Genomic DNA, 12,462 nt, shown 5'->3' with positions numbered 1-12,462 from the left:
CTCCCTCAAGTATGTTCTAACGGAATTATGATTAACAGGAAAGGCTTAGTAGCAAATTATCATCTTTGGCGGCGACGCTGGTTTTATCCCTTAATTTCAGTGTTAGTTGCTGTTAGTGTGTGCTTAAGTACACCTTTACCGGGAAGAGCGATAGAGTTATTACCACTGTTATTCCGGGGAGCGCAAATCATTCAACTATCGAATATATCCGATCGCCAGGAAGTAGAACTAGGCGCGCAAATGAATCAGCAATTACGCAGTGAAATTAAACTTAACCGTAATCCTGAGATTAACCGCTACGTGGAACAAATTGGCAGACGCATAGTAGCAAATAGCGATCGCCCCAACCTCCCGGCAACATTCCAAGTAGTTCAAGATAATAGTATCAATGCCTTTGCCACTACCGGGGGTTTTGTGTATGTTAATGAAGGTTTAATCAAAACTGCCGACAATGAAGCTGAACTAGCTAGCGTCATCGCCCATGAATGGGGTCATATTAGTGGTAAACACTTAGTTAAACAAATGCGCCAAAAAGCACTCGCTAGTGGTTTGGCTAGTGCTGCGGGTTTAGATCGTAATAACGCTGTAGGCATTGGCGTAGAACTAGCACTAAACCGTCCCCGTAGTCGTCAAGATGAATTTGATGCTGATCGGCGAGGGTTGAGAACTTTAACACGGGCAGGCTATGCTCAATCAGCTATGGTCAGTTTTATGCAGAAATTGCAGAAAAATAGCGGTTCTGTGCCAACATTTTTAAGCACTCACCCAGGAACAGGCGATCGCATTAACGCCCTACAAACCGCCATCAATCGTCAACCAAGTAATCGACGCGACGGACTCGATAATGCTGCTTACCGAGCCAATATCCGGGCAGTCTTGTAGGGGTGTAGGGGCGCAGGGGTGTAGGGGCGCATACGCAGCCCCAACAAAGAGTAGTACCTTTCAAGCTCCATCCAATGCCCTTTGAATTACGAATTACGAATTACGAATTACGAATTACGAATTACGAATTACGAATTACGCTCGCTGCTGAGTGCGGCGGGCAATTATTTTGGCTGGTTCAACTTCAACTACTGCTTCTGATAGCGGTAGGGTGCGTAAACAGTTAGTAAAAACGTTAGCTTGATAAATTAAATTATTTGTGATGTCGAGTCCAGTTAACCAACCGCTACGAGGGTGGTAAGCACCAGTATCTATATCTAACCATCCCCTACCTTGAGCTAATTGGCCAGGATTTACACCAGGAAAAGTAAAAGTAATAGTATGACCAACAATAATCAGCTTATCAGTAAAGTATGGCTGTTCTATGCTGTGAAATTCTCCTCTAATCCAGCAGAATTGCTCGGCTGTTTGTTCTGTAAGGGCTTTTTTTGGATCAACCCCGGCATGAGTTAGCCATATATCACCCAAATCAATATAGGTAGGTAGAGTCTGAAACCAATCTATGTGTTCTGGGGAAATAGTAGTATTTGGGTAGCTGGCTATAGTTGCTTGTCCACCACTATGTAACCATGCCTGCATTAAGGCTACAGGTACATTTTCACTAGTAACTATATTTAATAACATCTGCTCGTGGTTGCCTAGTAGACATTGGTAATTGTTTTGTCTGACCAAATCAACTACCTGTGAACTATCGGGGCCACGATCAATTAAGTCTCCTAAAAAATATACTTGGTCATTCCCACCAGGGGCGATCGCTTCTAATAATCTTATTAATCCTTCATAGTAGCCATGCACATCCCCAATAACTATTTGACGTTCCCTAGTTTCGCTCATCGGATCTTCACTACGATAAAAAATTAGCTGAATACTGTTGTTACAGTTTAAACGGTCATATTTCCGTCAATATAAGGTAATAATTACTTGACAACGGTAAAATTATTGTATTTTTTATTTGGTAAATTTGCTCGAAGCTTGACAGTTGACAGTTGAAAGCCTCCAAGTAGCAAACGGGTTTACTAGCAAAATATAGAATCAACACTTTTTTCTTCCCCTACACCCCTACACCCCTATACCCCTACACCCCTATTTTCAACACAGGCTATAGAAATTTGCCTTGGGTTAGCCTAAAATTTATCAAGTTGTTTTGTTTATAGCTCTTTACTTTAGTATGTCAGATCAATTTTCTCCTGAAGTTAGCTCCCGCATTTGCAGTCACATGAATGAAGATCATGCTAATGCTGTTCTGCTTTATGCACAAGTTTTCGGCGGAGTCTCCCAGGCGACGGCAGCACAAATGCTAGCCATTGATGCTGAAGGTATGGACTTAGCTGCACAAGTTGATAGTGAAAGTCTACCTGTTCGCATCGAGTTTGATCATGTTTTGGCAGACTCAGAAGATGCCCATCATACTTTGATTGCAATGGTGAAGCAAGCACGAGTTGGGGCTAAGGGTTAGAGCAAACAGAATGACAGCAAATATTATTAGCTAATTAGAACGGTGTAAATAATTAAAGGTTTGTAGTAAGGACTTTAGTCCTTAAGAGAGGACTAAAGTCCTTACTACGAACTAAATTCAATTTTTTTACATTACTTTGCATAGTTTGGTTTTTTCAAGTCGTTCTACTTAAATTACGATCAAAGACTCCTCAAGAAACGTGAAAAGTCAGATCCCTATTGGGGATTGAAAACAAAAATCAGTGGGGGTTTCAAACCTCCACTGATGGGAATTACGAATTATTTTGAGTGACTTGGTATTAGCGTTTGGCTAACTTTTTCGTCGCCATCTTGCGTAAGCGAATTGATTGGGGTGTTACTTCCACCAACTCATCAGGGCCAATGTACTCTAATGCACGTTCTAAACTCATTTCTACAGGTGCTTGCAACTGTACCAATTCATCGCCACCGGATGCACGGTGGTTAGTTAATTGCTTGGTTTTACAAACATTTAGTTCTAAGTCTTGGGGACGGTTGTGTTCACCAACAATCATACCCTTGTATACCTTAGTACCTGGATGAATAAAGAAAACGCCTCTATCTTCGGCATTCTTCATGGCGTAGAAAGTAGAAACACCTTCTTCAAAAGCAATCAACACGCCTTTGTTACGGGCTTCAATTTCCCCACTAAGTTGACGGTAATCTAAGAAACTGTGGTTCATGATGCCTTCACCGCGAGTCATCCGCATGAACTCACCACGAAAACCAATCAAACCACGGGCGGGAATGACAAATTCTAGCTGAGTGCGATCGCCATTTCCGGGCTGCATATCTTGCATTTCGCCTTTGCGTTGTCCGAGGCGTTCGATACAGCTACCAACTGCATCAGCAGGAACGTCCAACACCAACAATTCATAAGGTTCGCAAGGTTGCCCGTTGATTTCTCGATAAATTACTTGTGGTTGGGATACCTGAAACTCGAAACCTTCCCGGCGCATGGTTTCAATTAAGATACCCAAGTGTAGTTCTCCACGCCCGGAAACTAGGAATTTGTCGGGAGAGTCGGTTTCTTCTACCCGCAGAGCAACGTTGGTTTCTAGTTCGCGGAATAGGCGATCGCGTACTTGTCTGGATGTGACTAGTTTACCTTCTTGACCAGCAAAGGGTGAATCATTTACCCAAAAGGTCATTTGTAAGGTAGGCTCATCGACTTTAATTAGTGGTAAGGCTTGGGGTTCGTTGGGATCAGTAATGGTTTCACCAATGTAAGCATCCGCAAAACCAGCTACGGCAACAATATAACCTGCGGTAGCTTCTTCCAATTCTACCCGCTTCAAACCTTCAAATCCCATTAATTTGGTAATTTTGCCCTTGACAATGCTACCACTTTCTGTTACTAAAGCCGCTTGTTGTCCAGCGCGGATTGTGCCATTGTGGATTCTGCCAATGACAATCCGTCCTAGATATTCAGAGTAATCTAAGGTGGTAACTTGCAACTGTAGAGGCTTATTCACATCACCTACTGGTGGTGGGACGTGTTGCAAAATCGCATTGAATAGCGGCTGCATATCAACAGCTTCTGCTTCCATGCTTTCTTTTGCGTAACCTGCCATCCCGGAGGCGAACAGATAGGTGAAGTCACATTGATCTTCGTCTGCGCCTAATTCTAAGAACAGATCCAAGACTTTATCAACGGCAACATGAGGATCGGCTTTGGCGCGATCAATTTTATTGATGACAACGATGGGACGCAGGCCTTTTTCCAAAGCTTTTTTCAACACAAAGCGGGTTTGGGGCATGGGGCCTTCATTGGCATCGACAATCAGCAGACAGCCATCAACCATGCCGAGGACGCGCTCAACTTCACCACCGAAGTCAGCGTGTCCAGGGGTATCAACAATATTGATCAGTGTTTCTTTGTAGCGAACAGCTGTGTTTTTCGACAGGATAGTAATACCCCGCTCTCGCTCTAAAGCGTTGGAGTCCATGACGCAATCCGGAACGTCTTCGCCTTCGCGGAAAATGCCGGATTGTTTGAGGAGTGCATCAACCAGGGTGGTTTTGCCGTGGTCTACGTGGGCGATAATGGCGACGTTGCGAATTGGGAGCGTCATAGAAACTTTTTAGTGAAGTTTAGAGGAAATTTTACAATTTACATTTTGGTCTAGGCTGTTTTAACAGAATTGGGGATGATCAGCAAATTCTGTAAAGAAGCTTTAATAATTCTAGCGTAATTGTCACAATTGTTGGAGCTTTCTATATGTGGCTGAGAATGAAAAAGGGGTGTGGGGGTGTAGGGGTGTAGGGGTGTAGGGGTGTAAGCAGATGAATGGTTTAATTTAATGTGCGATCGCAAAGCAAAATCTCAAATTACGTCTAATGTCAATTCAAATCTTGCGAATACCTAACGCCGTGTGCAACTTTCTCTAAAACCTAACCCCCAACCCCTTCCCTGCAAGGGAAGGGGAGCAAGAATAAAAGTAGAGACGTTGCATGCAACGTCTCTACAGTTGCAGGGAAGAGGTACTCTAACGAGTTCGCTCTTTAGCGTTCTCGTAGAGTAGCCGCTCCGCGTCTTTGGAGAGGGGTTTCAAAAATAAGTTGCACATCGCGTTACCTAGATATTTGTAGGGGCGGGTTCACCGAGATCAAAAGTTAATCATGAATGATGTTTGTTAACCCGCCCCTACTATTTATTGGATAGGCGATTTTCCTAATTCATATGAGGTGTAAATTGATTTGATACTAAGTTGCTTTCAGAAATAGTATTCCTACACCCCACGCTCCCCACCCTCCCCACACTCCCCACCCCAGGTTACTATCTTTGACTGCAACTTGATTTGAGTATAGATCCTTACCCCCATTACTTCCCACTCCCCAGAACCTATGCTTGAATATGAAAGCGATTTTAACGATGTGATGGAGTATGGCACAGCGAGCAGCCGCTTTCAGGTTTGTAATTTTGTTGGGTTTTGTGAGTCTTTGTGCTGATGCTACTTATGAAGGAGCGCGTAGTATCACAGGGGCTTATTTAGAGGTTTTGGGAGCTAGCGGCACTGTGGTGGGCTTGGTAGCTGGGTTTGGAGAACTGATTGGCTATGGCTTGCGCTTAGTAATTGGTTATCTTAGTGACCAAACAGGGAAGTATTGGGGAATCACAACTCTCGGTTACTTTGTTAATACTGCTGTTGTGCCACTTTTAGCTTTAGCTGGTAGATGGGAAATAGCGGCAGGTTTAATGATGGTGGAACGCACAGGTAAAGCAATTCGTACTCCTCCACGAGATGCTTTGCTTTCCCACGGTGTCAGTCAAATTGGCAGAGGCTTTGGCTTTGGTTTACATGAAGCAATGGATCAAACTGGTGCGGTGATGGGGCCTTTGGCTGTAGCGGCAATGGTTTATTTTCAGGGAGAGTATCGCAACGGTTTTACAGTGCTGATTGTGCCTGCTGTTTTAGGATTAATTGTCTTAGGAATCTTGCAATTGATCTATCCCAATCCCAGTGATTTTGAAGTAGAAACTGAAGAAACTCCCAAAGAGGAAGGATTGCCCCGTATATTTTGGATTTATCTGGCGGCTGTGGCAATTATCGCCGCAGGCTATGCCGATTTCCCGTTAATTGCCTTTCATTTTCAAAAGCAAGGAATTGCTACTGGGCAGACTATACCTTTGTTTTATGCCTTAGCGATGGGAGTAGATGCGATCGCAGCCTTGATATTTGGTTATTTCTTTGATCGCATAGGGATTTTTGTGTTAATTGTTGCGGCTGTTTTATCATCTTTATTTGCACCATTGGTTTTTTTAGGAAATACCCAAGTTGCACTTTTAGGTATAGCATTTTGGGGTATTGGCATGGGAGCGCAAGAATCGGTTTTAAAAGCAGCGATCGCCAGCATTGTTCCCAAGCACAAACGCGCCACAGCCTACGGTATTTTCAGCACTGGCTACGGGCTAGCTTGGTTTTTAGGTAGTACCTTGATGGGTGTTTTATATGACCACACAATTACTACACTTATAGTCTTTGCTTCTGCAACTCAACTATTAGCAATTGTCTTTTTTGCTTGGGTGAAACTACAAGCTGATACCAGCAATATAGTATTGACAACAGATTAGTTAATAATTTGGGCATGGGGCATTGGGCATTGGGCAGGGTGTGGGAGGTGTGGGAGGTGTGGGAGGTGTGGGAGGTGTAGGATGGCGGAGAACAAATCTTTCCCCCCACACTCCCCTCTCTCCCCACACTCCCCCTGCCCCCTGCTCCCCTGCCCCCCTGCCCCCTGCCTGCTCCCCTGCCCCCTGCTCCCTGCTCCCCTGCCCCTTGTCTCCCTTTGAACCTAGTCACGCACTAAGCATCAATTGTGATACTTGCGTAACCTATGTATTAAATACAGTGTTTTTATTAGTAATTTAACTTATAAATCAGTATTAGTTGCAGGTAATATAAGCGTATCTCTGCAATTACTTCAAGCAATTTTTACACAAGTTTATTCTTATTTATAGGTAAAATTTGTTACTTTTTTCGCTAGAGAGTTAGAATGATAGGTGTGGGCTTTTTTATGATGACAGACTCAATAGGAGTAAATTTTTTAACATACTAGAAAAGTATACACCCCCTGAAGAGTTGACCAACTAAACATACTAGTTAGGAGCAAGATTAACAGCTATAGCCGTAGCTAGATAGATTAGGACACCAAGCCAAGATAAAACCCTAATAATACAAGGTTTTTAAGCCTTTCAACTGTCACCCTTCGGGTTCATCAGTCGCTGATGGGGGAAACCCCAAGACCGCACCGACTCACCTGTCACCTGTCAATCGCTATAGTTATGAACAATCCCGCCTGTGTGACCATACTCCTAATTGATAATTGTAGCGAAGATTGCTTAAAACTTCGGCAATTTTTACAACAGGATACAATATATACCTATCATATTTTAGAGTTTGAGACAGCAGCACAGGCAATGGCATGGTGTCAGCAGGGGATACCATCTGTGATTGTACTGAATTTTCAGTTTGCCGATGGGCAAGGGTTGGAGTTGGTGAAAAAATTTCAGCAACTAGTCAGCGATACATCATCTGGGATCATCTTGTTAAGTGAACAGCAGGATATCAAGATTGCAGTCCAGGCAATGAAAAGCGGCGTGCAAGATTATTTAATTAAAGATGAGATGACAGCTGAAAGTCTGCAACAGGCAGTTCATGATGCAGTCAAACAAAGTCGGGAAAAAAGACAGCTGAGAAAACGCAAACGTGCTGCAAAAACTTTGCGGGAGAGTGAAACGAGATTCTCCAGTAGCTTGAAGCCAGCAGCAGTGGGAATGAGTCATACCTTTTTTGATCAACAAGCACAAGCCCAATTATATGACTTAATGAATCTGCAACAAGCAATCCTCGAATGTATAGATTATGCAATTATCTCTACCAACTCTGAGGGCATAATTCAAACCTTTAACCCAGCAGCCGAGAAAATGTTGGGTTATACAGCTGAGGAAGTCATAGATCGGGTAACTCCTTTAATGTTCCATGATCCAGAGGAACTTAAACAACAGGCACAAGCACGCTCACAAGCATTAGGCAGAGAAATCACCCCAGGTAAAGAGTTGGTGTTGACAAATCAAAGTCAAGAAGAGGAGTGGACTTTGATTCGTAAAGATGGCTCGCGGTTTCCTGTATCTTTGTCAGTGAAACCGTTATACAATCACCAAGGAGAAATAATTGGCGGTGTGGGTATTGCCAAAGATATTACCCAGCAAAAACAGATAGCAACTCAACTCCGCAAACATACTGCTAACTTGACTGCTGCTCAAAGAATTGCTCATTTAGGTAGCTGGGAACTGAATTTATCAACCCAAGAGATTATTTGGTCAGAAGAATTATTTCGGATTTTTGGGCGCAATCCTGAATTGGGTATGCCGACTTACGCAGAAATGCTAGATTGCATACATCCAGACGATCGCCAACATCAAGACTTTGTGGTACAGCAGGCGATCGCGCAAGGGGTATGTTATGAGCTAGAGTATCGTTGTTATCGCCCAGATCAGAGTTTACGTTATTTACTCTCACGGGGGGAAGTCATACTTGATAGTAATGGAAATGCAGTCCAGTTAATTAGCACTATCTTAGATATTACTGAGCGCAAACAAACAGAACAACAGCTCAAAAACCTCTCTGATCGATTAACTTTAGCACTCAAGTCAGCGAATATTGGGACTTGGGATTGGGATATGCTTCACGAAGCCCACTGGGATGACCGGATGTATGAATTGTATGATTTACAACGGTCTGTTCGTCCAGCCACATACCAAGATTGGGTCAACGCCGTTCATCCCGAAGATCGGGCAGAAGCGGAAACCGCTCTGCAAGATGCAATTGCAGGCAAGCGGGAATTTGAGGTAGAGTTTCGCACTGTCCGAGCCGATGGCAGTATTCGCTATATTCATGCCTCGGCTATTGTGCAACGCAATCAGCAGGGGCAACCGCAACGCATGGTAGGCATTAACTATGACATTACCCAGCAAAAGCAAGTAGAATCAGCCTTACGAGAAAGTGAACACCGCTATGCCACCTTGACTGAAACTGCTCCCGTGGCTATTTTTCGTTTAAACACCGAGGGACATTGTGTTTATGTCAATGAGTGGTGGGGAGAAATGACAGGTAGACCAATCGAGTCTGCATTAGGTATGGGATGGTTAGAAGCCTTACATCCAGAAGACCGCGATCGCATTGTCGGGGATTGGTCGCAAACAGGATTTAGCCAACCACAACTCTATCAAAATGAAGGCAGACATTTATTGCCAGATGGGAGTATCAACTGGTTTTATTGCCATGTCCAACCAGAAACTGACCCCCAAGGCATCATTATTGGCTATGTTGGCACACTCACCGATATCACAGAGCGCAAAAAAGCAGAGGCCAAGCTGCATAAACTCTCCCAGCGTTTGACTTTGGCGATCAGATCAGGGGGGTTTGGCATCTGGGAATATGATTTTCTCCACAACAGGCAGATTTGGGATCAGCGTATGTATGAACTCTATGGTTTCAGCGACCCCAATTTTCCCTGTACCTTTGATATCTGGTTTAATTCCCTCCATCCAGATGATCGTGATTATATGTGGGACACCATGCAAGAAGTGTTGCAAAACAACAAAGAATATGATGTTGACTTCCGTATTATTCAACCGAATGGAGAAATTCGTTACATTAAAGGTTATGGTTTGCTTAATCGTGACCAACAAGGTCAACCTTTAGGGATGATCGGAGTTAACTTTGATATTAGCGATCGCAAACGAGCTGAACAAGAACTAATTCGTCATAGGGATTTACTGAAGATCATTTTTAATGAATCGGCTGATGCTTTGTTTCTTATTGATCCACAAACTCTACTCACCCTCGATTGTAATCAGCGCGCCGTAGAATTATTTGAAGCAGCTAATAAAGCTGAACTACTGGGGATTGCTGGACATTCACTCCAGTACCGCCAGTTTTCTCCAGATGAAATGGCCAACATCGTTGCTCAAATGGAAAGCAAAGGATTTTGGAGTCAAGAAATTCAATATGTGACGCTGCAAGGAAAATTTTTTTGGGGGAACACTGCCGCCAAGCCGATTAGCGTAGCTGAAAATACTATGAATTTAGTGCGGATTACTGATATCAGCGATCGCAAACAAGCTGAAGCCGCACTGGCTAAATATGCCCGTGAAGTCGAGGATTTGTACGACAAAGCTCCTTGCGGCTACCATTCCCTGGACAACGAAGGCCGATGTATGCGGGTGAATGAGACGGCACTACAATGGTTGGGCTACAGCCGTGAGGAAATGATTGGTCAACCCCTAGTCAACTTTTTTACGGTAGCCAGTCGCTTGGCTTTTCTACAAAACTATCCTCAATTCAAATATCGGGGGTGGGTGAAAGATTTAGAGTATGAAATGATCTGCAAAGATGGCACAATCTTGCCAGTGATGATGAGTGCTACTGCCGTCAAGGATGCAGATGGCAATTATTTATACAATCGCGCTACCCTATTCGATATCCGGGAACGCAAACAAGCTGAACAAGAATTGCAAGCATCGCGGACAATGCTGCAATTAGTTTTAGATACAATTCCCCAACGTGTGTTCTGGAAAGATTGTCAGCTTAATTATATGGGTTGTAATCCCGCCTTTGCGCGAGATGCCAAATTATCACATCCTGACGAAATCATCGGTAAGAGTGACTTTGACTTACCTTGGCAACAACAAGCAAAGAATTACCGTGTAGACGATGCTAGTGTGATCGCTACAGGCACAGCCAAACTAGGCTACGAAGAACCAATGGAAAACGATCAGGGTTCACCCATTTGGCTGAGGACTAGTAAAATTCCCCTGACTAATTACACAGGGGAAGTGATTGGCATCTTGGGATCTTACGAAGATATTACAGAGCGTAAACAAGCAGAAGAAGAACTACGGTATACCAATGAACAACTAGCTAATGCTAACGCCGAACTAGCCCGTGCCACTCGCCTAAAAGATGAATTTTTGGCGAATATGAGTCATGAATTGCGAACTCCCTTAAATGCCATTTTAGGGATGTCTGAGGGATTTCAGGAAGGTGTATTTGGAGACATTAATCAACAGCAAGCAAGAGCGATCGCTACTATCGAGCGCAGTGGTAAACATCTCCTAGAACTGATCAATGACATTCTGGATTTATCCAAAATCGAATCAGGCAAACTGGAATTACAACTAAGTGAAGTTGCCATCCACAACCTTTGTCATGCCAGTTTAGCCTTGATTAAACAGATGGCATTGAAAAAACATATTCGCCTCATTACTGATATTCCCGATCATCTTGGCAGTATGCAAGCTGACGATCGCCGTTTGCGTCAGGTACTCATCAACCTCCTGAGCAACGCTGTCAAGTTTACCCCAGAAGGGGGAACGGTAATGCTGCAAGTATGGCTAGAAGCAGGGGAGGAAGGAAGAAAAGCAGAAATTCCTCCCCCTTGCACCCTGCACCCTGCTCCCAATCCCCAATCCCCCCACATTTGTTTTTGCGTCACTGATACCGGCATCGGTATCGCGGCTGAGGAGATTACTAAGCTATTTCAGCCTTTTATACAGTTAGACAGTAGCCTCAATCGTCAATATAACGGTACAGGTTTAGGTTTAGCACTAGTAAAACGAATTGCTACCTTACATGGGGGAACAGTTACTGTCAGCAGTCAAACTGGAGAGGGTAGTTGTTTTACTGTCCGTATTCCCTACATCACAAGTGATGGTGTTTTCTCCCAGCAAATCATCCCGGAACTTTCCCCCGATAGCTTACTGAGCAAAAATGCTCCTGTGTTGCTGATTGAAGATTCGACACCTGCGGCTGATCAAATTACTCGCTACCTTCAGGAAATGGGTATGGAATGTATCGTCCATACAATGGGTGAAGGAGCATTAGAAGAAGTGATACGTGTACAGCCAAAACTAGTGATTTTGGATTTGCTACTACCAAACCTATCAGGCTGGGATGTACTCAAACAACTCAAACTGCACCCACAAACCCAAGAAATTCCCGTTGTGATCATCTCAGTTGTGGATGAACACCTGCAAGGATTAGCTCAAGGAGCATTTGCCTATCTAGTGAAACCGATTACTCGCGCTCAACTGCAAGCTACCGTAGAACAACTGCAATATCCACGGCGATCTGAGTCCTCTGCCATCAAGATAGTCAACAAACCTACATTGGTCAATCCTTTGATTTTGGTGGTAGAAGACAATCAAGCTAACATTGATACCATGTCAGGCTATCTAGAAAGTCGAGGATATCGTTTAGCGATCGCTCATAATGGCCAAGCAGCCATTGAACAAGTTCATCTTCAACATCCTGACTTAATTGTCATGGACATTCAAATGCCGGAAATGGATGGCTTAGAAGCTATCCGCCGCATCCGTGAGCAGCCACAATTCGTAGATATTCCCATTATTGCCTTAACAGCACTAGCCATGACCAGCGATCGCGCAACTTGTTTAGCCGCCGGTGCAAATGAATATTTGACCAAACCTGTAAAACTCAAACAGCTGATAGTGACCATTCAACAACTTTTAACGAGGTAGTG

At 43.8% G+C, this 12,462-nt stretch carries 7 protein-coding genes; 4 read left to right on the top strand and 3 right to left on the bottom strand.

Annotation, left to right across the window (positions count from 1 at the left end):
- Nucleotides 1–27 precede the first annotated feature (27 nt).
- Nucleotides 28–882, top strand: coding sequence for a M48 family metallopeptidase (locus tag ACPZ3T_RS10780; RefSeq protein WP_490276084.1), 855 nt, complete (start codon nucleotides 28–30; stop codon nucleotides 880–882).
- Nucleotides 883–1,017: 135 nt separating this feature from the next.
- Here ACPZ3T_RS10780 and ACPZ3T_RS10775 read toward each other — a convergent pair whose 3' ends face one another.
- Nucleotides 1,018–1,776 carry a metallophosphoesterase family protein gene (locus tag ACPZ3T_RS10775; RefSeq protein WP_490276082.1) on the bottom strand — a complete coding sequence of 253 codons (759 nt, stop codon included), beginning with the start codon at nucleotides 1,774–1,776 and terminating at the stop codon, nucleotides 1,018–1,020.
- A 334-nt stretch (nucleotides 1,777–2,110) separates the two neighbouring features.
- On the opposite strand from ACPZ3T_RS10775, the gene ACPZ3T_RS10770 reads away from it, so the two are divergent.
- A complete protein-coding gene (locus tag ACPZ3T_RS10770) occupies nucleotides 2,111–2,398 on the top strand; it encodes a DUF2470 domain-containing protein (protein WP_490276080.1) in 288 nt (95 codons plus the stop codon).
- A 298-nt stretch (nucleotides 2,399–2,696) separates the two neighbouring features.
- Here ACPZ3T_RS10770 and typA read toward each other — a convergent pair whose 3' ends face one another.
- Complete coding sequence (typA, locus tag ACPZ3T_RS10765; RefSeq protein ID WP_490276078.1) at nucleotides 2,697–4,490, bottom strand: translational GTPase TypA; 1,794 nt, start codon at nucleotides 4,488–4,490, stop codon at nucleotides 2,697–2,699.
- An 812-nt stretch (nucleotides 4,491–5,302) separates the two neighbouring features.
- Between typA and ACPZ3T_RS10760 the strand changes: the two genes are divergently transcribed.
- Nucleotides 5,303–6,490 carry an MFS transporter gene (locus ACPZ3T_RS10760; protein ID WP_490276076.1) on the top strand — a complete coding sequence of 396 codons (1,188 nt, stop codon included), beginning with the start codon at nucleotides 5,303–5,305 and terminating at the stop codon, nucleotides 6,488–6,490.
- On the opposite strand, the gene ACPZ3T_RS10755 is transcribed toward ACPZ3T_RS10760, so the two are convergent.
- Nucleotides 6,390–6,719, bottom strand: a complete 330-nt coding sequence (locus ACPZ3T_RS10755) for a hypothetical protein (protein WP_490276074.1) — start codon at nucleotides 6,717–6,719, stop codon at nucleotides 6,390–6,392. The genes ACPZ3T_RS10760 and ACPZ3T_RS10755 overlap by 101 nt on opposite strands.
- 500 nt (nucleotides 6,720–7,219) lie before the next feature.
- On the opposite strand from ACPZ3T_RS10755, the gene ACPZ3T_RS10750 reads away from it, so the two are divergent.
- Nucleotides 7,220–12,460, top strand: a complete 5,241-nt coding sequence (locus tag ACPZ3T_RS10750; protein WP_490276072.1) for a PAS domain S-box protein — start codon at nucleotides 7,220–7,222, stop codon at nucleotides 12,458–12,460.
- Nucleotides 12,461–12,462 lie beyond the last annotated feature (2 nt).

This window comes from Aliinostoc maniaoense, assembly GCF_058172895.1.
The sequence above is the reverse complement of the archived record's forward strand: the minus strand, read 5'-3'. Positions and strand labels throughout refer to the sequence as shown.